This window comes from Achromobacter maghribensis (genome assembly GCF_057334215.1).
This window is the reverse complement of sequence record NZ_JBHFII010000020.1, coordinates 1-22155: the sequence shown is the minus strand read 5'-3', so window position 1 is coordinate 22155 and position 22155 is coordinate 1. Positions and strand designations below refer to the sequence as shown.

Genomic DNA, 22155 nt, shown 5'->3' with positions numbered 1-22155 from the left:
CAGTTACTCCGCACGCTGGACGACCGGATCGCCGAAGGGGATGCGATGGGAACCGCGCGGCTGGTCCTGCGCATGAGCAACGCTTTACTGTCGGGCAGCTACCGCTACGACGACGGCGAGTGGCAAGCTGCGGAGGAATCGTCTGCGGCCAGCCCTGACCGCACGCCGCCCGGCATGGCGGGAAGCCTTGCGCGACGGCCGTACTTCGAGGCGCTGTTTGTTAGCCCTGCGCCGCCAGCCCGCGCCGCCGCGATATCCCGCGAGATACGCGAACTGCGGCGGCACGACGACATCTTGATCTACGAGCCCGTCATCGTGGGCAGCGTCGAGGACGCGCTGCTGGCGACCATTCTCAATGGCAAGCTCGAGGCCGTAGTTATTTATGACGGCATTCCGATTCCCTCGCGGCACGATGCGTCGCTGCTGCGGGGGTTCCTGAGCGTTTATCAACACCTGGACACCACGACGGACGTGCCGCGCGAGATCGGCGTGGAACTGGCCCGCCTCATCGCCAATATTCGGCCTGAGTTGGACCTCTATCTACTCACCGACAGGAAGGTCGAGCAATTGGCGGGTGACCCCGGCGCATCCTCGATACGGCGGGTGTTCTACGAGGTCGAGGAACCCATGGAGGTGCACCTGAACATCCTGGAAGGGGTGCGCGAGCGGCAGTCCACGCCACATTTCGACAATCTCAAGCAGTATGCCGCCAAGCCCATCAGCACCTTCCATGCGCTGCCGATCGCGCGCGGCAAGTCCATCATCAAGTCAAACTGGATTCGCGACTTTGGCGAATTCTATGGGCTCAACCTGTTCTTGGCGGAAACGTCCGCCACGACAGGCGGCCTGGACAGCATGCTGGAACCCACGGGCAATATCAAGCTCGCCCAAGAGTTGTTCGCGCGGGCAGTCGGCGCGGACCGCGTGTTCTTCGTGACCAACGGCACCTCCACGTCGAACAAAATGGTCTATCAGGCGGTGACCAAGCCGGGCGATATCGTGATCGTGGATCGAAACTGCCACAAATCGCACCACTACGGGATGGTTCTGTCCGGCGCACAACCGCGGTACGTGGAGGCCTTTCCGATGACGGAATACTCTATGTATGGAGCGGTGCCGCTGCGCACGGTCAAGAAGGCCTTGCTGGATTTGAAGGCGGCGGGGCGCCTGGATAAGGTCGCCATGCTCACCCTGACCAACTGCACCTTCGATGGACACATCTACAACACTCGGCGTGTCATGGCCGAATGCCTGGCCATCAAGCCGGACCTGATCTTCCTGTGGGATGAGGCGTGGTTCGGGTTCGCGCGCTGGTCTCCCTTCCTGCGCATGCGAACCGCCATGGGCGCCGCGGCAGCGTTGCAGGCGTGGAGAGCCGAGCCGGCGGCGCTGGCGGCCTGGGAGGCCCAGTGTCGTGAACTCGGCGAAGACCTGGATCCTGAGGACCCGCGGCTGCTGGACCGGGTCTTGGTGCCCAATCCCCGGACCATGCGGCTACGCGTCTACGAGACAGACTCGGTGCACAAGTCGATGTCGAGTCTTCGGCAGGGGTCCATTGTCGCCGTACGCGACGAAGACTACGAGCACCACGCTTCCGCGTTCCACGAGGCCGTCTTCATCCACGCGTCGACCTCGCCCAACGCGCAGATCATCGCATCATTGGATATCGCCCGCCGCCAGATGGAGCTCGAGGGTTACGAGCTGGTCATGCGTGCCATCGAGGTCGCCCTGGCCATCCGCCGCGAAGTCGCGGATCATCCCCTGATCTCTCGGTACTTCAGCGTCCTCGGGGCCGATAAGATGATTCCCGCCGAGTTTCGCGGTTCGGGTTTTACCGACTATCTGGCTGTCGGCATGAACTGGCTCACTGCGGCGAAGGCGCTTAAGGATGACGAGTTCTGCCTGGACCCTACGCGCCTCACGCTGGTGTGCGGCACCGCGGGGTACGACGGCACCGAGTTCAAGAACCTACTGGCGTCACGCTATAACATCCAACTCAATAAGACCTCGCGCAACAGCGTGTTGCTGCAGAGCAATATTAATAACACGCGCAGTGATGTCGCCTTGCTTATTAAGGTGCTGCTCGGGATTTCCCAAAAGATCGAAGCACGGTTGATGGAATCCGGCGAGGTTGGCCGGGCGCAGTTCGCCGAGAGGGTTAGGAGCCTGATGGAGGACGTCCCCGACTTGCCCAACTTTAGCTGCTTTCACGATGGCTACCGCGACGATCCCCACAGCATCACGCCGGAAGGAAATATGCGCGACGCCTTCTTCGCCGCATACAACGAGCAAGATTGCGAATACCTGCCTCTAGCGAGCCAGGAATTGGACCAGCGCTTGAAGACCGGCTTGGCGCTGGTGTCGGCGAATTTCGTCATTCCGTATCCACCGGGTTTTCCAATCATGGTGCCCGGACAGGTCATCGACGCCCACACCATCGAGTTCATGCGCAAACTCGATGTGAAGGAGATCCACGGCTACAACGCCGCGCGAGGGATAAAACTCATCAAACCCTCGGCGATCAAGACTTGACGCCATTCTAGCGAGCGCCGAGGAGTACGCGTCTTGCCCGAATACCGTTGGCGCGAAGCGAATCAGTCGGTTTGCCTTTGGGGGGCGGTTCCTGCCCGATTCAACGGATGCTCGAGACGGCCGTCGCCATAGAAGTTAATGACCTCTGCAATGACGACCTGATAGCCGCGTAACCAATTGGCTTGCTGTTGCTTGGCCTTGAGGTGGTCTTTATGTTCCACCAGCGCTTTAAGCGCTTCCATCGTGCTCCAGTAGTAGACGTTGGAGACGGCGCCTGTGGCGGGATTCTCCCACGCTTCCTCACCCAGGTAGCCGGGGATCGACCTGGCGATCGCTGCGATGGTGTTGTCCAGCGCATGGAAGTTATCGTCGTAGGTGCCAGGCAGAAACGTAAAGGTCGAGGTGTACATGGGCTTCAGAAGTCAACGCCAAGGTGGCCAGGGAAGGGGCGGAACTATCGCCTGAATCTGGCGCAATGAAAATGTCCAGTTTTAGCATTTTTGTTAAAGCCGCGCGGGGCCTTGAATCTACCGGCTCGGATATCACCCTGGTCGAGATCAGCCGGGTAGCGGCGATAGGCCGCGCTGGTCGGAGCCGCGTCGCGCACCGGGCCGCTGGAGGCCAATGCCGCCTTTCACGGTCACCGGAAAACCGGCATGCCATGCGATACATATGGGCTTACATAAAGAGAGATTCTTCCATTTACGCGGGAATAAGATCCCATTAAAGTTCGTGGTGCGACACACAAAAATTTCATTGAATCGCTGCCCAAGTTGGCACCGGACCGGGAGTTTGCATGTCCAGCGAAAGGAGTTTTTGCTTTACCAAGCCGCGGACGCACTTGTCGCAGCTGCACACCGGGGCTATATCCGTCTTGCGTGGGGCGGAAAATCGCGCAATAGTGGCGGCAGTCTTGACGCTCAGCGCCGGTTCCGCGGTCGCGGCAGACAGCCAGGAACTCGCAAAGCAGCTTAGCAACCCCGTCGCCGCGTTGATCAGCGTTCCGTTTCAATACAACTATGATCGCGGACTGGGGCCTAACGGTAACGGTCACCGCAATACCTTGAATATCCAGCCGGTCGTTCCCATCACGCTTAACCAGGACTGGAACCTGATATCGCGGACGATCCTGCCGGTGGTCTGGCAAAGCGACGTGACCGGCGACGGGTCCAGCCAAAGCGGCCTGGGCGATACGGTTCAGAGCTTCTTCTTGTCTCCCTCCAAACCCACGGCAGCGGGAACCATCTGGGGCGTGGGGCCCGCGTTGTTGCTTCCTACCGCCACCGACAAACTGTTGGGCGGTAAAAAATGGGGCGCTGGCCCCACCGGCGTGGTGCTGCAGCAGAACGGGCCCTGGACGTATGGCGGGCTTGCAAATCACATCTGGTCGTATGCGGGCCAGTCATCTCGTCCCGGCGTATCGTCCACATTCCTACAGCCATTTCTGGCATACACCACGCCTGACGCCATCACGTACGCGCTTAATACCGAATCTACCTACGACTGGAAGAAGTCCGACTGGGCGGTGCCGATCAACCTTCAGGTGTCCAAAGTCACCAAAGTGGGCGATCAACCCATCAGCTTTCAGGTCGGTTTGCGTTACTGGGCGGAATCCGCCGAGAACGGCCCCAGAGGATGGGGCGGACGTTTTACGGTCACTCTGCTGTTCCCCAAGTAGGCGGTACGAAGGCCTGCGACGAACATGCGCAGGCCATCGGCAAGACAGATTGCAGCTTGTCATCAAGCGGTGCTTACGCCGGCGCCTGCTTGTCCATGTTTCCCAAGGAGAAACCGCGTGAATGGTCGAATTGGAAGCCTTCTATGCACCGCCGTGATAATGGGTTCAACGGCTATGGCACCCGTGCCCTCCATCGCCGCCGCTCAAGCCTTTCCCGATGAATTGCTGACCACGGCGAGCACACCGGAAGTCATCGCGAAGGGCCAGGAAGCTGACGGCTATGCCTTGGCCGTCTCGGCGTATACATGGGGCTACCCGCTGGTCCGCATGGAGCGGGTGATGCGCGAGTACGTCGATGTTCCCTCGCCGAAGCCGCCAACCAGCTATCGGGCACCGCTTAATCAAATGGGTTGGGCGACGAAGTTGGCGAACCCCGACGCCAAGGATATGCCAACGGCCAACAACGACACGTACTACATGAGCACGGTTTTAAACCTGACCGAGCCGTATGTGCTGACCGTGCCGGACACCCATGATCGTTACTACGTCGTTGACCTGTTCAGCATGTGGCAGGAGCTGGAGCACTATGTGGGCCGCCGGGTGACCGGCACCAAAGCCGGCAAGTTCCTGATCGCTCCGCCGGGCTGGAAGGGCAAGGTTCCGGCAGGGATGAAGCGGCTTGATGTCAGCACCAACAAGGTCTGGCTGTGGGGACGACTGCAGGTCAAACAGGGGGAAGACCCGACGCCGGTGCTTGCCCTGCAGAAGCAGTTCAGCGTCAAGCCCCTGAGCGGCAAGGCCAGCACTATCACCGATCTGCCTCCGCTACCCGATATCGGCAACGATGAATTCGGTTTCTTCAAGCACCTCGCCTTCGCCTTGCAATCTACCCGCGTGAAGCCAGCGGACGAGGCGCTGTTCGCACAGTACGAGCGCATCGGCCTGACAAAGAATGGGTTTGATCCAAGCAAGCTCAGCGATGCCACCCGCAAGGGCATGTCACGCGGATTAAAGGATGGTCCGGCTGTCGCGGCGGCATCCTTGCTTGGCTCCTCCAGTGTGCGAAACGGCTGGAATTGGGTAACCGGCCTTGACGATTTCGGCTACGACTATCCCCTGAGAGCCCTGGTATCGGGCCCGTATCTGGGTGGACAGGGGGAGCGCGAGGCGATGTACCCGCTTCGATACACGGACAGCGAAGGCAAGGCGCTGAGCGGCGCCAACCGCTATGTGGTGAAGCTTGATTCGGCGCCGCCCGTGGACGCCTTCTGGTCGCTGACGATGTACAACGCCGACGACAAAATGCTCGTGCCTAATGAGCTGAACCGCTACAAGGTCGGCTCGGATACGCAAGGGTTGAAGGTGGCGCCGGATGGTTCCATCACGATTCCAATCCAGGCGGACAAGCCCGAGGGCGAAAATTCCGCCAATTGGCTCCCGGCGCCCAAGGGTGGCTTTTACGTGATTCTTCGGTTGTATCAGCCCAAACAGGAAGTTCTGGATAACAAGTGGCAGATGCCTCAGTTGATCAAGGCGCCCTGAGCGCATCGGACACCGACCGCGGCCAGAGGGAGGCCGCGGGACCTCGTGTTGACGCCACCACGAGCCAGTCAGGAAGTTCTTATCACCCATTCGGAAAACTACATGAACAACTTCATTTTCAACGCGGTGACCCGGGCGTTCGTGGCAGGCCTGTTTGTTGCTGGCGCCTCGACGACGGCGCTCGCCCAGGCGCCGACGGCAGCCGCGCAAACCGAGCAAACCGACGAGAACATCGCCTATGCCACGGGCATGGAAGCGGTGTTTTACGGTTTTGGCCCGGTCATGATGCAATTGGGGTTGAACAGCCAGACCGATGCCGATAAGCCGTATGACAATGGGCAAGCGCCCACCAATCAGATGGGGCATGCGCGACGCCTCTACGGTCCCGATGACAAGTTTGTTGTTACCGCCAACAACGACACGCTTTATTCCTTCGCCGGTTTGGACCTGTCCAAAGAGCCAGTGGTATTGACGGTCCCCGATACCAAGGGGCGTTACTACATCATGCAGCTGCTTGACGCCTATTCACGCGCGATTGAGGACATCGGCATTGGCACGTTGGGCGCCAAGGGGGGCACATTCGCTATCGTTGGCCCCGGCTGGAAAGGGACATTGCCTCCAGAGATGGTGCGAATCGAGTCGCCAACACCGCAGGTTTACGTGATTGGACGAACCGGGGTAGAGGGTGAGAAAGATCTGCCTGCGGCACGGGCGCTGCAGGATGAGTATCGGCTGACGCTGTTGAGCAACTATGAAAAACCGTTCAAAAAGCTTGAGCTGGGTCACAAAGCAGCTAGTGCCAAAATGGGCTTTCCCGAGGGCTTGGGATTTTTCGCCGTTCTTGACGCGGCGATACGTCTGAATCCTTTGCCAGAAGACGCTCCGATCACCGACCAATTTAAGCGGATTGGTGTCGGCCTCGACAAACCCTTCGACGCCGCGTCATTGCCCGAGCCCACCAAGCGTGGCTTGAATCGGGCGCTTCAAGATGGATTGGCCGCAGTGAAGCGCGTTGCGATGGATTCCGGCTCACGCGTCAACGGCTGGAATATGGAGTTCAAAGGCGGTGAGTACGGGACAGACTACCTGCTTCGCTCAGCGATCGCCTATAAGCAATTGGGTCTGAATAAAGCGCTGCGCGCGCTTTACCCGAACCGGTACATAGACAATGACGGAAAGCCGCTAAACGGACAGCACGCCTACACGCTTCGGTTCGAAGGCAACGTTCCTGTCAAGGCGTTCTGGTCGTTGACCATGTATGACGCCAAAGATCTGTTCATGGTCCAGAATTCCATTAAGCGCTATTCAATCGGGGATCGGACCGACGGCCTGAAGACCGGCCCTGATGGAAGCTTGACCCTGTACATCCAGGCCAAGTCGCCGGGGCCGGACAAAGAGTCGAACTGGCTCCCCGCACCCAACGGTGATTTCTTCCTGCAGATGCGTCTCTACGAGCCTGCCGAACAAATCTTGAACGGCACCTATAAGCTGCCGCAGGTCATGCGCGTGAATTGAGCCGGGGCCGTCCTTCGGTCGGCGTGCTGGCAGCAATGCCGGCCGCCACGGCCGCCTGCCGATACTCGCCGACCATTGCGGACCCAGCGCCTCTACGTTGAGGCGCAATCTGCCATTGCATCCCGCCCTAGAACATCATCCTGAACCCGACCCCCTCGCTTCCGATCGCCTGTGTTAAGAAGCCATTCAGGAAAAGGGGCGCCAAGGGATTCATGTTCATGCACAGTATTTTTCCCTGCCCACGGTGTCGCTGAACGCGGACCGGGCATGTACGGTGGCGCCTGGCGCGTCACTCGCGACCGTGCAGTTCCGTCCTCGTCGTTTCGCCGCGTAGAGCAGGTCGTCTGCGCGCTTCAGTGCGCTGGCGAAATGCTCATCCGCTTCTAGCAAGGTCACGCCCATGCTGGCCGTGAAACGTGAGTTGGGGGCGTGCGGGGCCCAACGCTGCGCTACGAAATTCGCACGGATTTCTTCGGCGATGGCAGTCGCGCTTTGCAGATTTTCCGTTGGCAGCATCAACAGGAACTCTTCCCCTCCCAGGCGGGCGGCGCAAAGGTGGGCGTCTGCTTCTGGTCGAAGCAGGGCGCCAAATCGTGCCAGCACCATGTCGCCAAACGGGTGGCCGAAGACATCGTTGATGCGTTTGAAATTATCGATATCGGCCATGATCAGCGCGGTCGGCGTTGCGCCATCCGAAAGCGAGCGCCCGGAAACGGAGGCAAGAAAGCCATCAAGCCCCTGCCGGTTCAGCAGCCCCGTCAACGCGTCGGTATGCGCTTGGCGACGGTATTTCTCTATGGCATCGCAGCTTGTCGCGATGAAGACCGCGAAGGTCAGGACAATGCTCCCCAGTAGCCCGGTGTATTGGATCAAGGTCCCCCAGACGGACGTTCTCCATTCGCCCGCTGCGAGAATGGGCGTGGGGGCGGCAAGGTACAGAACGCATTGACCCGTCAACACGAGCGCGATGAAGAGAAACGCGGCGATGAGGACCTTGTCCGACGTGGTTGCGACGTGCCTTGCAAAAGAGAACGTGGTCCGCCAGATCACCAGCGCGCAACAGGCCTGGACGAAGAACGTTTCCAGCTTCGCGCTGGCAAACAGCACAACAGAGACGATGACCATTGCGGTCGAGGCCAGCAGGACCGCAATATCAATGTAGCGAGGGGGCAGCGTGCCGCGCCGGCCCTGCAGCGCGCGACAGGCCAACATGACGCCGCCCAGAATGAAAGCATCCTCGACCACTTGTTTATAAGGGGAAAGCTCACTGGCCTGCACGAGCATGATGGCGTAGCCAATGCCCAGGCAGCCAAGGGCGTAACCCCACCGGAGCGTGTTGAAGCCAACGAAGCGCGCGGCGCAGAGCCCGAGGGCGCACAACAGGATCGCCGCGGGCACAGACCATTCGAGCAGGGTTGCAGGCATAGACGGGCGAGTACGTGGGAAAGGGTCTTGAGGCGTAGAGCCATTCTGGCGATAGCCTTCCAGCCCACGTACCGCACGGTCTAACGCCCCAGCGCCGACCGACGAACGCCGTACGTGTTGGAGAAGATTACAGTGTGTCGCAATGTATCTCCAGCGCGCAACAGTCAAGCATTGTCAAGCGATGCAGGCGCGATATGAACCGTGGCCCCAGGCTGTCGTGCCATGCAGAACGCCCTTGTCGTGACGTTCGTCTTGCTTCGGGTTTCGGACGGCCCCGGGCCGCTTTGCGGTTGCGGCGCCCGTTTGCGAGCGCCTCATCGTGCTATTGGACCGTGACGTGCGCCCGGTCGATGACGGTTTTCCATTTGTCGAGCTCGGCGTCGACGAAGCCCGTGACCTGTGGCGGCGAGAGCTTGGCCGGCGTGGCATTGTTGTCGTTGAGCCATTTGATGTTGGCTTCGGCGTTGGCGCTGTCGATGGCGATCCGGTTCAGTTTCTGCACGATGGGTGTCGGCATGCCGGCGGGGCCGAAGAGACCTATCCAGGCCTGCGATTCGTAGCTCGGATAGCCGGATTCGGCGACGGTGGGGACATCGGGCAAGCTGGGCAGGCGGTCTTTTGAGGTGACGGCCAGGGCTTTGACGTCGCCCGAGCGGATGAAGGCGGCTGCCGATGTTGCGTCCAGGAATGCCGCCGGGATCTGCGCGCCTATCAGGTCAGTGACGGCCGGCGCGGCGCCCTTGTAGGGGATGTGGCGCAGATTGGCGCCGGCGACCATTTTGTAGAGTTCGCCGGACATGTGCGCCGAGCCGCCCACGCTGCTGGAGCCGAAGGCCAGACCGCCAGGTTGTTGGTTGGCGTAGGCCGTGAATTCCTTGGCGCTGGAGATGGGAGATTTGGCGGGAACCAGCAGAACGTTAGGCGCGTAAGCCAGAATGGCCACGTTGGAGAAGCTCTTCTTCGGGTCGTAGGGCAGGTTGGGCTGCAGGCCGGGATAGATCACGTGCTGCGTGGCCGTGACGAGCAGGTTGTAGCCGTCCGGTTTCTCGCGTGCGACGAGCGCAGTGCCGATCTGGCCGCTGGCGCCGGGCTTGTTCTGAATCACGATGGTCGTCTTCAACTCACTGCCCAGGTCTTGAGCGAAGCGGCGCGCAACCAGATCCGTGAAACCGCCAGGCGAAAACGGGACGATGATGGTGATGGGTTTGCCGTCGGGCCAATCGGCGGCAGCCGCGACGCCAGGCGCGAGCAGGGCGCTGCTGCCGCAGATGATGAGGGCGGCCAGATTGCCGCCCAATGGGATGCGATGCAGTTGCTTTTCAGACACGCGTGTCTCCAGTTTGTTGTATTTATCAAGACTTCTGTATATGCCTGGTCCGCTGCCCACGCAGGTGATGTATCGACAGTGCCTGCGTCCCTCTGGGACAGCGTTGACGTGCTCCCTCTTATTGCGTGTGCACGGCTTCAGGCAGAGCCATCGTGAAAGCCGCGCCCCTCCTGAGCGAGCTTGACGATGAGATTGGCCGGCTTCCAGTATTGGGAACCGTGCACGGCTTCGTACTTGCGCAGCCCCGCCAGGACGGCAGGCAGACCGATCTGATCCGCATAGCACAGCGGGCCGCCTCGATAGGCGGGAAAGCCGTAGCCTTTGAGCCAGACAACGTCGATGTCGGAGGCGCGTTCGACGATATTCTCTTCCAGGATATAGGCGGCTTCGTTGATCGTGGAGTACAGGCAGCGCTCCAGAATTTCCTCGTCGGAGATCTGCCGCGCTTGTCGGCCGGAGGCGGCGCGGTGTGCGGCGACCAGTGTTTCGGCGGCAGGCGACGGGGTGGCCTTGCGGTCACTGTCATAGTCGTAGAAGCCACCCTGGGTCTTCTGGCCCAGCCGGCCCGCGGCGACCATGCGGTCCAGCATGTCGCACTCGCGCTCGCGCGGCGTCAGGTTCGGGAGGCGGCTCTGGCGATTGCGCCAGCCCACGTCCAACCCTGCCAGATCCGCCATGGCGAACGGCCCCATCGGAAGGCCGAAGTCCCGCAGCACACGGTCGATCTGAAAGAACGAGGCGCCTTCCTGGAGCAGGAAATAGCTTTCGCGCGTACGCTTCGCCAACATGCGGTTGCCGACGAATCCGTCGCAGGACCGCACCAGCACGGCGACCTTGCCCAGGCGGCGGCCCACTTCCATGACGGTGGCGCACACGTCGTCAGAGGTGACGGAGCCGCGCACGTTCTCCAGCAACTGCATGACGTTGGCCGGGCTGAAAAAGTGCATCCCGACCACGTCCTGCGGCCGCCCGGTGGCGCTCGCTATATTGTCGATGTCCAGGTAAGAGGTGTTGGAGGCCAGGATGGCGCCGGGTTTGCAGACCAGATCGAGTGTCTTGAAAATCTCGTGTTTGAGCCCGATTTCCTCGAACACCGCTTCAATGACCATATCCACGTCGGCCAGATCCTCGAAGCGCGTGCTGCCCTGTATGCAGGCGAGTCGCTGTGCGACGTCGTCTGTGCTGAGCCGGCCGCGCCGCGCGGAGTTGGCGTAGTTTTCTTTGATGCGCGCCATGCCCTGGCTGAGGCGCTCGGCGTCTTTCTCCAGCAGCACCACGGGTATGCCGGCGTTGGCGAAGCACATCGCAATGCCGCCGCCCATCGTGCCGGCGCCTATCACCGCCGCCCGGTTGACGGACCTGGCCTTGGCCGCAAACGGAAGCTTGTGTAATTGACCTTCGGCCAGGAAGGGATGGTGGGTGACGACTGGCGTGCTGATGGTGGTGCTCATGATTGTGTCCGCGGTTTCAGCGTTTACAGGGTGGCGCGCGATCCGAGAATCGCCGTGACCTGGCTGGCCAACTGGCCGCCATTGCCGTGGGCCAGGGCCAGATCGACGCCGTCAACCTGTCTGGCGCCTGCGGAGCGCCGGATCTGGTGCACCGCTTCGATGGCCGCGAAAATGCCGTACATGCCCGGGTGATTGCAGGACAGGCCGCCGCCGTTGGTGTTGACCGGCAGTGCGCCACCGGGCGCGGTCACGCCTGACGCCACGAAGGCGCCGCCTTCGCCCTTGGCGCAGTAACCCAAGTCCTCAAGAAACAGAATCGGGTTGATGGTGAATGCGTCATAGAGTTGCAGGACGTCGATCTCTTGCGGCGCGACGCGCGCCATCTCGAAGGCGCGTTGGCCGGATTGCACGGCACCGGTGACCGTGAGGTCTTCCATGCTTGAAATCTGGCGATGCGTGGTTGCCTCACCGACGCCCAGAATATAGGCTGGCGTGTTGGAAAATTCCGGCACGCGCTCAGCGGCGACGAGAATCATTGCTCCGCCGCCATCGGTCACCAGGCAGCAGTCCCGCAGCGTGAGAGGGTCGGATATAGGCCGGGAATCCAGAACATCGGCGATGCTCAGGGGGCCGCGCTCGTGCGCGGCAGGATTGCGCTGCGCCCATTGGCGCGCGGCGACCGCGACGCTGGCCAACTGCTCGCGCGTGGTTCCGTACTGGTGCATGTGGCGCGCGGTAGCCAGGGCGTAGCCGCTGATGGGGTTGCGCGGCGAATACATCGCCTCCCAGGGGGCGGGTTCGGTCAGGGTGGTCAGCTTGCCGCCCGCCGACAGTTGGTTCGACCCATAGCAAATGCAAGCCACTTTGCACAGCCCGGCTTGCAGGGCAAGGGTGGCCGACAACAGGTGGGCCAGAAATGAGGATCCGCCGATGTTGGTGCCATCCATATAGGTCGGATGGATGCCGAGATACTCCGCCACGGACAGGGCGGGCATGAAATGCGTCAGTGTGGACGTGAACAAGCCGTCGATCTGGTCCACACCGATGCCCGCATCGGCCGCCGCCGCCTGAACGGCGATGCCGAGTTGATCCAACGCCGAGAACCCGGGGCTGTTCCAGCCAGGCGTGGTGCCGACCCCGACAATTGCCGAGGCCCCTCTTGTACTAGTAGCCATCAAGTCATTCCAATTAACAAGCGTCGCGCGGTCAGCCCGCGCGCACAGACACCACACGCGGTCAGTCCGCGCGCACAAACACCACGCGCGGCACGCCAGAGGACTGGCGGCGCACTTCTGCACGGACTCGCATGCCGATCGTCACCGCAAGCGGATCCATGTCGACAACGGTACTCATCAGGCGCGGCCCTTCTTCAAGGTCCACCAGGACGACGCAATAGTTCCCACCCCGTTCGGGGCGTTGGCGCACGACGGTGGTCGAATAGATGGTGCCGCCGCCATTGGCGGCTTCCCAGCGCAGGCGTCCGCCGCCATACGGGGAGATGGCCCTAGGATAGAAAACGGCGCGGCCGGTTGTCTCGCAGCGCTGAATCATGAACTGCCCTTGTTCGAGCATGCGCTGGAAGTACTGCTCCGGGCCGACTGCCTCGTCGCCCGCTGTGTGTGTGCTGTTAGAGGAATTCTGCACATTCGCCTCCCAAGATTCTTTGTCCGCGGCCGGCCGGCAGGCGGACGGGGCATACACCCGTTGGGTGCATGGCTTGTCTGCTGGCGATGCCACGACGCTCGAATGATCTTAGGGGGGCGACACGTCTGGGGACAATTAACTAATTTTGACGAGGGTCATAGCGATTGAGCATAGCGAGCCCGCGGCCCGGTGCGTGCCGGGTCCGCGTGGAGAGGGTGTACGCGGAGGGTGCACGCAGAGGGATGTACTCAATCAGCCAGCCAGCGTACGCCGACGTTCTCGAACTGTTTGATGTAGGGCTCGAGCAGGCGGATCAGCTCGGCATGCAGGACATTGACGATGCGGGGGTTGCGGTTCAGCACGGCGGTGCCGATGATCACGGTGCGTTGCAGCGTGGGGCTGATGATGGGCGCGCCTTCGATGCGCTTTTCGGCCAGCATCGTCATGATGGGGATGACTGGCAGGATGGTGTAGCCGACGCCGCGTAATACCAGATCAAGAATGACCGCAGTGCTGTCCGACTCGGCAACCAGATTCAGGTTGACGCCGAGGATGGTGCAGGCCCGGTCTATCACGTTGCGCAAGCTGCGCGCTTCCGGAACCACCATGGGCATTCTGGAAACGGCCTCGAGCGTCATCGGGGTGTCCTCGGACAATCCGGATCCCGGCAGGCCGAAGACGTATATGGGCTCGGAATAAGCGGGCGAGGTCTGCAGAAGTTCGGATTGCAGATAGTCGCCCATCAGGCAGATATCAAGCTTGCCGCCCTCCAGCCCCTCTTGCAGGAAATCCGAAAAGCCGGTGGCGATGCGCACGCGCAGGTTGGGATACTGCTGCTGCAACGCGATGACGAGCGGGCCGGCAAGCGGGGCCGCTAGGCCGGGCAGCATGCCGATGGACACCGTGCCAAGCAAATCCGATTTTGCGGCGCCGATGTCGGCCCGGGCTTCATTGAGCCCCTTAAGGGAAACCCGCACCTGATCGACAAACCGGCGGCCTGGCACGGTCAGCACCATCCCAAGCCGGTTGCGCTCGAAAAGCGGAGTGCCCAGTTCGTCTTCCAGTTGCTTCAGCTGCCGGGACAGGGCGGGCTGCACAACGTGCAGCAGCTCCGCCGCCTTGGTGAGGCTGCCGGTTTCCGCGATCGCCAAAACCGTTCTTAATTGCCTGAGTTCCATTTCCGCCTGCTTTTATCGAGACACATGCCGAACGGCTATAGGGGTCAGAGAAAAATGTGAATTGTGCGGCTGTTGCACGACTCCTACCATCCTCACCAAGTTAACGACAACCGCCGGATCAAGCTGGGCTGCGATTGCGCGTATCCACTTGCATGTTAATGCCTATCGGCGCGTGCCCGCAGGCGTGCCTCGTCTGGCAGGAACATGCGATGGCTACGGGCAGCAGCTTAAGAACTTGAGCATAAGAGTTAGAGCAGAGACATAGGATCACCATGAAGAGAGTGTTGGTTGCCAATCGTGGCGAAATCGCCGTGCGAGTCATTCGCGCGGTGCGCGACCTTGGGTTGGAAAGCGTCGCGGTGTATTCCCAGGATGATTCAAACTCCAGGCATCGAATTCTTGCAGATGCCTCGGTTGCGCTGACCGGCTCCGGTCCGGCGGCTTATATCGATATCGACGCCATCATTGCCGTAGCCAAGACCGAGCATTGCGATGCCATCCATCCGGGGTATGGCTTCTTGAGTGAAAGGGCGGAATTTGCCCTGGCTTGCGATGCGGCGGGAATCACGTTCATCGGTCCGAATGCCGATCACCTGGCTCTGTTCGGAGACAAAGGCCGCGCGTTGCAACTGGCCCGCGAATGCGGCGTACCCGTCATGCCCGCCACGCCGGGCGGGGCAACACTTGCGGACGTCGAACGGTTCTTCGACGAGCAGGGCGGGGTCGGGATCGTCATCAAGGCGGTCGGCGGAGGCGGCGGGCGCGGGATGCGCGTCGTCAAGTCCAAAGCCGATATCGCCGAGCTCTATGCCCGCTGCCGGTCGGAAGCCATGTCGGCCTTTGGTGTGGACGCGCTGTATGCGGAGCGTCTGGTCAATCGCGCGCGTCATATCGAAGTGCAGATTGCCGGCGATGGGGCGTCGGTGGTCGCGCTTGGCGATCGGGATTGCACGCTACAGCGCCGCTTTCAGAAAGTGGTCGAGATCGCGCCCAGCCCGGTGCTAAGCGCCACGCTGCGCGCCGCCATTCTTGCCGCAGCAAAGAAAATGGCGGCCAAGGTGGAGTACCGCAGCCTGGGAACCTTTGAATTCCTGGTCGAAGAGAACGAGCACGGGGTGCAGACGGACTTTGTATTCATCGAAGCCAATCCCCGGTTGCAGGTCGAACATACGATTACCGAGCGGGTCACGGGCGTGGATCTGGTGACCTTGCAGATCGGGGTCGCGCAGGGTAGGCGCCTGGCCGAACTGGGCGTGGACCCGACCAACCCGCCGGGGCTGAACGGTTACGCCATCCAGGTTCGCATCAATGCAGAATCGACCGATGCCACGGGCATGGCACGCCCGGCACACGGCAGGCTGGAGCGTTTTGAGCCGCCCGCCGGCCCCGACGTGCGCGTCGACACCCATGCCTATAGCGGGTACGCGCCTGCCCCGGCGTTCGACACGCTGCTGGCCAAGCTGATCGTGTTCAGCAGCAGTGACGATTTCTCGGGAGTGGTACGGCGTTTGCGCCGCTGCCTGGCCGAGTTCCGGATTGCCGGTGTCGCGACGAATATCCATCTTTTGCAGGCGCTCGTGGCCCGCGAGGACTTCCTGTCGCAGCGCAACCATACGCGCTACATCGAGGCCATCCTCGGGGAACTGCTTGCAGCGGCCGAGCAGTACGCGGAGGAGCAGCAGGCCAAGGACAGCCTGATCGGGGATTCGGGGGGGCGCAGCGCGTCGGCGGCCAACTTGCCGCAGGCAGCGCTGGCCGCTGTACCCGAAGGGCTCTCGGCATCGCGCGCCCCGTTGAGCGGCCGCCTGGTCGAGGTGTCCGTGAGCGCTGGCGCGGTCGTGCTCAAGGGCCAACCCATCGCCGTGATCGAAGCGATGAAAATGGAGTACACCGTCGTCGCCGATTTCAATGGCAGGGTCGTCGAGGTGCCAGCCGCCAGTAGCGGTAACGTGCTCGAAGGTGAGATCCTGGTCTTGCTGGAACAGGAATCGAGTGGTGTCGACACCGATGTCGTGACAGACGCGATCGATCTGGACGCCGTGCGCCTTGACCTGCAAGCGGTTTTCGACCGCCACGCGTCGCTTTACGATGACGCGCGCCCGCAGGCCGTGGCCAAGCGCCGTTCGCGAGGGCAGCGCACCGCACGGGAGAACGTGGACGACCTGTGCGATGAAGGCTCCTTCGTGGAGTTTGGCGCGCTGGTCATTGCCGCGCAGGCCAGCCGCCGCAGCAAGGAAGACCTGATCGCCAACACGCCTGCGGACGGCATTGTCACCGGCATTGGCAACGTCAACGGCGACGCATTCGGCTACGACGGGTCGCTGACCGGGGTGATGGCCTATGACGCGACGGTGCTGGCGGGCACGCAGGGCAAACGCAACCACATCAAGACCGACAGGCTGGTGGAACGTGCACGCCGCGACGAAATGCCGATGGTGTTGTTCGCCGAAGGCGGAGGCGGGCGGCCGGGCGATGTGGATTTTCCGTTCGTGTCCGGGCTGTATCAGCCGTCGTTCGCCGCGCTGGCCGAACTCAGTGGCGAAGTGCCTTTGCTTGGCATTGTTTCGGGACGCTGTTTCGCGGGCAACGCCGCCTTTCTAGGGGTCTGCGATGTCATCATCGCAGACAAGAGCGCCAACATCGGCATGGCCGGCCCGGCGATGATCGAAGGCGGAGGACTGGGCATCTTCCGGCCAGAGGACGTTGGCCCCGCGCCGGTGCAGTTCGCCAATGGCGTCATCGACATCCTGGTCGACAACGAGGCGCAGGCCGTCGCGGCGGCGAAGCACTATCTGTCCATGTTCCAGGGCCGCACCAAGGACTGGGTGGCACCGGACCCACGCCACCTCCGTCATGTGGTGCCCGAGAATCGCCTGCGTGTCTACGACAGCCGCAAGGTCATCGAAGGTATTGCCGACGTAGGCAGCGTATTGATGCTGCGCTCGGGGTTCGGCCTGGGAATGCACACCGCCCTGGCTCGTGTGGAAGGGCAGCCTGTAGGGATCATCGCCAACAATCCGCATCACCTGGGAGGCGCCATCGATGCCGATGCGGCCGACAAGGCGGCACGCTTCATGAATCTGTGTGATATCCACGGCCTGCCTATCATTTCGTTGATCGATACGCCGGGATTCATGGTCGGGCCAGAGGAAGAGGCCAAGGCGCAAGTCCGGCATGTGTCGCGCATGTTCGTAGTCGCGGCCAAGCTGCGGGTCGCCATCCTGGCAATTGCCTTGCGCAAGGGCTACGGTCTAGGCGCCATGGCCATGGCCGGCGGGGGCTTTCGCTCGGCCAGTTGCGCGGTTTCGTGGCCAACGGGCGAATTCGGCCCCATGGGCCTGGAAGGGTCCATCCGGCTGGGCTTCAAGAAGGAGCTCGAGAACGTCCCCGAGGGGCCGCAGCGCCAGGCGCTTTACGACGAGCTGGTGGCTCGCGCCTACGAACGCGGGCACGCCATCAATGTCGCGTCCACGACCGAGATCGACGCAGTCATTGATCCCGCGCAGACCCGCACGTGGATACGCCAAGGCATCGCGTCGGCATCTTTGCGCGCCGGCCGGGCCCGCCGCGCCTTTGTCGATACCTGGTAATAGGGGCGAAGTGTGTTGGAACAGGTTGCGACTATGCAAACATCTGAAAGCCGGCTCGCCTTCGCCGGGTTGCGCGTGCTGGAAATCGGCTGCGGCGCGGCAGTGGCTTATGCCGGGAAGCTCTTTGCGGATTTTGGCGCCGAGGTCATCAAGCTGGAGGACGCCGACGGCGACACACTGCGCCGCCTGCCGCCCCTTTTGAACGACGCCAATGACGAGCCCGCAAGCGCCTTGCATGCCTGGCTCAATACCAACAAGCGCAGCGTGGCTCATCGTGGAAAGACAGGCGCGGAACCCGCGTGGCTGTCTGGGCTCGCGCGGACATGCGATGTGATTCTCGACGCCCGGGCTTTGGACGAAGGCTTGGAGGTTCTGAAGCGCCCCGCATACGCCGGCGATGGGAATGACGGCCAGGGCACTGCGCCGATCGAAGTCTGTCTGACCTGGTTCGGCGAGTCCGGCCCCTACAGTGGTTTCGCGGGAACCGAGGCCGTGTGCCGCGCCCTGGCCGGCGCGGTGTATTGCAGTGGCGCACAGCAGGGGCCGCCCCATCTGCCGCACGACATTCAGACCGCCATTGCCGCCGGTGTCGCCGCATTCTCCAGCGCGACCGCCGCGTTGCTGGGACGATCCGACGGCAGCCGGCGTTATATGCTGAGCATCCATGAGATTGCGTTTTCGCTGGTGGAGATGGAAGCCGGCATGGTGCAGGATGGCCGGCATCCCTTGGCGCGGCTGGGTGTCAACCGGTTCTGCACAGCGCATCCCGCCGGCATCTACGAGACCAAGGAGGGCTGGATTGGGCTGTTCGCCCATACTGGCCCGCAGTGGGCAGCGCTGTGCGCCGCCATCGGCCACCCGGACCAGGCTGCGGATCCGCGTTTTGCCAGCGGGCCGACCCGTATGGCCCATGCGGACGAAATCGATGCGTTCCTGATTCCCAGCCTGCGCGCCAGGACAGCCGAGGAATGGTTCGATGTGCTGCGCAAGGAGAAATTCCCCGCTGTCATCGTGCCGACCATGGCAGAACTGCTTCAACAAGGCGTGCATCGCGAACGCGGCGCTTTTGTTCCCGTCAAGGCGGGGGCGGCCGAATTCGAGGGGCCGGTCGTTCCACTGCCCATGGGCGATGCGGGGCCCTTGCCGGGCGGTAAGGCAGCGTTTCTGGACGCTGACGGCCCCCGCTACCGTGAAGCGCAGAGTTTGACGCCGGCCGCCGGCTTGGCCAGGGCCGCGCCGGACGCGCCGCCCTTGCGAAAAATCCGGGTGGTGGATCTGACGATGGGGTGGGCCGGGCCATTGGCGGCAAGGACGCTGGCGGACTTTGGCGCGGAAGTCATCAAGGTTGAAAGCACGCGCTATCCGGACTGGTGGCGGGGCACGCATTACACCGATGAGTTCTATCAGGAAAAGCTGTACGAAAAGAACTCGAACTTTGCGCTGATGAACCGCAACAAGCTGGGCATCACGCTTGATCTGACCCGTGCGGAAGGGCGTGCGGTCCTGCTCGATCTGGTGGCCAAGGCCGACATCGTCATCGAGAACTACTCGACAGAGGTACTGCCCAAACTTGGCCTGGACTATGCCGTGCTGTCCCAGGTCAATCCCCGCTTGGTCATGGTGTCCATGCCGGCATTCGGGTCGGGCAATGAATGGAGCACGATCAGGGCCTATGGCGGCACGCTGGAGCAGGCCAGCGGCCTGCCCCATCACACCGGTTTCTCGCAGAACCCGCCGGCGCTGACCTCCTACGCTTATGGTGATCCGGTGGGTGGCTTTAACGGGGGGGCGGCGGCGTTGCTGGCGCTGTTCGTGCAGCAACGCTCGGGCAAGGGGCGCCACGTCAACCTGTCTCAGGTGGAGTGCATGCTGCCCATGACAGCGCCGTTCGTCATTGAGCAGTCCGTGCACGGCACGACCACGCCTCGCATCGGCAATGCGCATCCTCTCCATGCCCCGCAGGGGATTTACCCGTGCGCGGGCGATGACGCCTGGGTGGTGGTGAGCATCACGAGCGATGCGCAATGGCAGGCATTGCTGACGGTCATGCACGCGGCTGATCTTGCCCGGGACCCTGCTCTGGAGAAGGCGGCAGGCCGACGGACCCGACAGGAAGAGATAGACCGCAGGATCAACGCATGGACCCGCGCGCGCTCCGCGCAAAGCGCAATGGCCGAACTGCAGCAAGCCGGCATCAGCGCAGGAGAAGTCAAACCGGTCTGGACGCTGCTCGATGACCCGCACCTGAAAGCCCGTGAGTTTTTCAAGGCGACTTCCCGCCCTTATATCGGCGAGTTTCTGGCGACCACGCCCTGGTTCAGGGAGCCAGACGCTACGGTCGCGGCGGTGCGCCCCGCGCCTACGCTCGGGCAGCACAATGGCGATGTGTTTTCGCGCGTGCTGGGCATGAGCGTGGATCAGCAACAGTCGCTGGAGCGCGACGGAATCATCGGAAACACCGCAACCAGAAAGACGGCCTGACAAGCCCGCAAGCACGATGCAATGCACAAGACCTAAATTTTCGTGGAGACAAAAAATGGCTACATCCGATTCCCGCCGTAACTTCCTCATCACTTCCGCGCACCTTGCCGTGGCTTCGGCATTGGGCTTGGGGTCTACCGCCGCGTTCGCGCAGGACAAGGCATGGCCCACCAAAGCCATCAAGATCATCGTGCCGTTTCCGGCCGGTTCAATCACGGACACCATGGCCCGCCTGCTGTCGGACTCTTTGTCCAAGACGCTCAAGCAGCCCGTCATCGTGGAAAACAAGGGCGGTGCCAATGGATCGATCGGGGCGGCCGAGGTGGCCCGATCGGCGCCGGATGGCTACACGCTGCTGGCCACCAACAGCAGCAGCATCACCGTCAATCCCTTGATCTACAAGAACTCCCCGTACAAGACCAAGGATTTTGCTCCCATCGCCCTGGTGCTGGACGCGCCATTCATTCTGAACGTCAACCCCGAATGGGCCAAGAAGCACGCCATCGCGTCGGTCAAGGATCTGGTTGAGTACGCCAAAAAGAATCCGGGCGAGCTCACCTATGGATCGGGAGGCCAAGGCAACCTGGCCCATCTGGCGTTTGCGCAACTGAGCAATGGCACCCAGTTCAAGGCAACCCATGTCCCTTACAAGTCGGCCTCGCAAGCAAGCATGGCGGTCATGGCGGGCGAGGTGAACACGTCTTTCGATACGCTGGCCAGCGCACCGCAAGTGGCAGCCGGCAAGTTGAAAGCCCTGGCAGTCACACAGAAGCAACGGATTTCCCAAATGCCGGATATCCCCACGATGGCAGAGGCAGGCTATCCAAACATCGACGTCACTTTCTGGCTGGGCCTGTTCGCCCCGGCAGGCACGCCAGCCCAGATCGTCGACACCTTGTACGAGCAGTCCAAGCTTGCGATGGAGCAGCCCGCTGCCAAGACCTCACTCAGTGCGCAGGGTATCGTCGTCATGAGCAATCCAAAGGAATTGTCCACGCGCATCGGGCGTGAGGTCGATCAGCTTTCTCATGTCGTCAAGCGGGAGAGGATCGTCATCGATTGAGGCCAGGCCGGCGCGGCGGACGCCAGCTGGGCTAGATCCGCCCAAGCGGATTCCAGGCCCCGTTCTGCCAGGACGGTCTGCACCCGGGGTGGGCGAACGCATCCTTGAGCTCCCGGTACAGCCGCGCCACCACGGGTTGCGGCGTAGCCGCTGGGGCGAACACGCCATACCAGGCATAGACACCAAAGCCCTTGAGCCCAGCAGCGTCCAGGATAGGCACGCCAGGCAGGGCGGAGGCCGGCTGGCCAAGGCACACCATTCATTAAGCGCTGTCAATACTCCCCGTCTGACGGTTGACTGCTTGTCCGCACGGCGCCCCGGGGACGGGAAGCGCCGCTACCGTCCGACTGCTTGCGACCGAGGCCGTGTGGAAACGCTTTTCGTCCTGACAGCCACAGCGAAATCGCCCGGTCCGCATCACCTTGGGCGGTCTTCACTTCGAATTTTTCGAAGCGGGGCTCACTCAAGACCGTTTGGGCGGCCCGGATAGGGCCTGAGGTGCGTTATGGGTCACCTGACGCTCAGCCGCCCAGCGCCAGTATCGCTTTCATCGTGTGCTGGAAGCCTAGGATGCGCATGACCCGCTTGAGGTTATAGGCCAGTACATTCAAGCTCATTTCCGTGCCCACATTGCCCAAGCGACGAGTTAGGAAGTGTGTATAGCCCATCCAATGCTTGAACGTGCCGAACACATGTTCCACTGTGCGCCGCCGCACCTTCATCGCTTCT

15 protein-coding genes and 1 pseudogene are annotated in these 22155 nt (G+C 62.0%); 7 read left to right on the top strand and 9 right to left on the bottom strand.

Annotation, left to right across the window (positions count from 1 at the left end; genetic code table 11):
- Positions 1-2532 (top strand): decarboxylase (locus ACE039_RS08400; protein ID WP_485822094.1); only part of this gene is annotated, 2532 nt, incomplete at its 5' end.
- 62 nt (positions 2533-2594) lie between these two features.
- On the opposite strand, the gene ACE039_RS08395 is transcribed toward ACE039_RS08400, so the two are convergent.
- Complete coding sequence (locus ACE039_RS08395; RefSeq protein WP_485822093.1) at positions 2595-2942, bottom strand: antibiotic biosynthesis monooxygenase family protein; 348 nt, start codon at positions 2940-2942, stop codon at positions 2595-2597.
- Positions 2943-3445: 503 nt separating this feature from the next.
- Between ACE039_RS08395 and ACE039_RS08390 the strand changes: the two genes are divergently transcribed.
- The 3 genes from ACE039_RS08390 (at position 3446) to ACE039_RS08380 (ending at position 7267) form a co-directional block, all read left to right on the top strand.
- Entirely contained in the window at positions 3446-4210 is a 765-nt protein-coding gene (locus tag ACE039_RS08390; protein ID WP_448708429.1) for a transporter, read from the top strand.
- 174 nt (positions 4211-4384) lie between these two features.
- Entirely contained in the window at positions 4385-5752 is a 1368-nt protein-coding gene (locus ACE039_RS08385) for a DUF1254 domain-containing protein (protein WP_448708443.1), read from the top strand.
- A 102-nt stretch (positions 5753-5854) separates the two neighbouring features.
- Positions 5855-7267, top strand: coding sequence for a DUF1254 domain-containing protein (locus ACE039_RS08380; RefSeq protein WP_485822092.1), 1413 nt, complete (start codon positions 5855-5857; stop codon positions 7265-7267).
- Positions 7268-7483: 216 nt separating this feature from the next.
- Here the strand turns inward: ACE039_RS08380 and ACE039_RS08375 are convergent, their stop codons facing one another.
- The 6 genes from ACE039_RS08375 to ACE039_RS08350 form a co-directional block, all read right to left on the bottom strand.
- Entirely contained in the window at positions 7484-8692 is a 1209-nt protein-coding gene (locus tag ACE039_RS08375) for a GGDEF domain-containing protein (protein WP_485822091.1), read from the bottom strand.
- Between the two features lie 322 nt (positions 8693-9014).
- Positions 9015-10019, bottom strand: a complete 1005-nt coding sequence (locus tag ACE039_RS08370; RefSeq protein WP_485822090.1) for a Bug family tripartite tricarboxylate transporter substrate binding protein — start codon at positions 10017-10019, stop codon at positions 9015-9017.
- A 137-nt stretch (positions 10020-10156) separates the two neighbouring features.
- Positions 10157-11470, bottom strand: a complete 1314-nt coding sequence (locus tag ACE039_RS08365) for a 3-hydroxyacyl-CoA dehydrogenase (RefSeq protein ID WP_485822089.1) — start codon at positions 11468-11470, stop codon at positions 10157-10159.
- A 23-nt stretch (positions 11471-11493) separates the two neighbouring features.
- Complete coding sequence (locus tag ACE039_RS08360) at positions 11494-12645, bottom strand: acetyl-CoA acetyltransferase (protein ID WP_485822088.1); 1152 nt, start codon at positions 12643-12645, stop codon at positions 11494-11496.
- Positions 12646-12706: 61 nt separating this feature from the next.
- Complete coding sequence (locus tag ACE039_RS08355) at positions 12707-13114, bottom strand: Zn-ribbon domain-containing OB-fold protein (RefSeq protein WP_448708435.1); 408 nt, start codon at positions 13112-13114, stop codon at positions 12707-12709.
- Between the two features lie 248 nt (positions 13115-13362).
- Complete coding sequence (locus ACE039_RS08350; RefSeq protein ID WP_448708436.1) at positions 13363-14292, bottom strand: LysR family transcriptional regulator; 930 nt, start codon at positions 14290-14292, stop codon at positions 13363-13365.
- A 272-nt stretch (positions 14293-14564) separates the two neighbouring features.
- Between ACE039_RS08350 and ACE039_RS08345 the strand changes: the two genes are divergently transcribed.
- The 3 genes from ACE039_RS08345 to ACE039_RS08335 are packed head-to-tail and all read left to right on the top strand — an operon-like array spanning position 14565 to position 21426.
- Positions 14565-17882, top strand: coding sequence for an acetyl-CoA carboxylase family protein (locus ACE039_RS08345; RefSeq protein WP_485822087.1), 3318 nt, complete (start codon positions 14565-14567; stop codon positions 17880-17882).
- A gap of 33 nt (positions 17883-17915) precedes the next feature.
- Positions 17916-20363 carry a CaiB/BaiF CoA-transferase family protein gene (locus ACE039_RS08340; RefSeq protein WP_485822086.1) on the top strand — a complete coding sequence of 816 codons (2448 nt, stop codon included), beginning with the start codon at positions 17916-17918 and terminating at the stop codon, positions 20361-20363.
- 55 nt (positions 20364-20418) lie between these two features.
- Positions 20419-21426, top strand: a complete 1008-nt coding sequence (locus ACE039_RS08335; protein WP_485822085.1) for a Bug family tripartite tricarboxylate transporter substrate binding protein — start codon at positions 20419-20421, stop codon at positions 21424-21426.
- Between the two features lie 31 nt (positions 21427-21457).
- On the opposite strand, the gene ACE039_RS08330 is transcribed toward ACE039_RS08335, so the two are convergent.
- Together ACE039_RS08330 and ACE039_RS08325 are read right to left on the bottom strand one after the other, a co-directional pair.
- Positions 21458-21685, bottom strand: a complete 228-nt coding sequence (locus ACE039_RS08330) for a tripartite tricarboxylate transporter substrate-binding protein (protein ID WP_485822084.1) — start codon at positions 21683-21685, stop codon at positions 21458-21460.
- 262 nt (positions 21686-21947) lie between these two features.
- A pseudogene (locus ACE039_RS08325) lies at positions 21948-22155 on the bottom strand (IS5/IS1182 family transposase); the annotation flags it as partial.

Coding starts and splice junctions, on each gene's coding strand:
- ACE039_RS08335 (WP_485822085.1), top strand. CDS start 20,419: ATGGCTACATCCGATTCCCGCCGTAACTTCCTCATCACTTCCGCGCAC.
- ACE039_RS08345 (WP_485822087.1), top strand. CDS start 14,565: ATGAAGAGAGTGTTGGTTGCCAATCGTGGCGAAATCGCCGTGCGAGTC.
- ACE039_RS08385 (WP_448708443.1), top strand. CDS start 4,385: ATGGCACCCGTGCCCTCCATCGCCGCCGCTCAAGCCTTTCCCGATGAA.
- ACE039_RS08340 (WP_485822086.1), top strand. CDS start 17,916: ATGCAAACATCTGAAAGCCGGCTCGCCTTCGCCGGGTTGCGCGTGCTG.
- ACE039_RS08330 (WP_485822084.1), bottom strand. CDS start 21,685: ATGGTGTGCCTTGGCCAGCCGGCCTCCGCCCTGCCTGGCGTGCCTATC.
- ACE039_RS08395 (WP_485822093.1), bottom strand. CDS start 2,942: ATGTACACCTCGACCTTTACGTTTCTGCCTGGCACCTACGACGATAAC.
- ACE039_RS08380 (WP_485822092.1), top strand. CDS start 5,855: ATGAACAACTTCATTTTCAACGCGGTGACCCGGGCGTTCGTGGCAGGC.
- ACE039_RS08350 (WP_448708436.1), bottom strand. CDS start 14,292: ATGGAACTCAGGCAATTAAGAACGGTTTTGGCGATCGCGGAAACCGGC.
- ACE039_RS08375 (WP_485822091.1), bottom strand. CDS start 8,692: ATGCCTGCAACCCTGCTCGAATGGTCTGTGCCCGCGGCGATCCTGTTG.
- ACE039_RS08365 (WP_485822089.1), bottom strand. CDS start 11,470: ATGAGCACCACCATCAGCACGCCAGTCGTCACCCACCATCCCTTCCTG.
- ACE039_RS08360 (WP_485822088.1), bottom strand. CDS start 12,645: ATGGCTACTAGTACAAGAGGGGCCTCGGCAATTGTCGGGGTCGGCACC.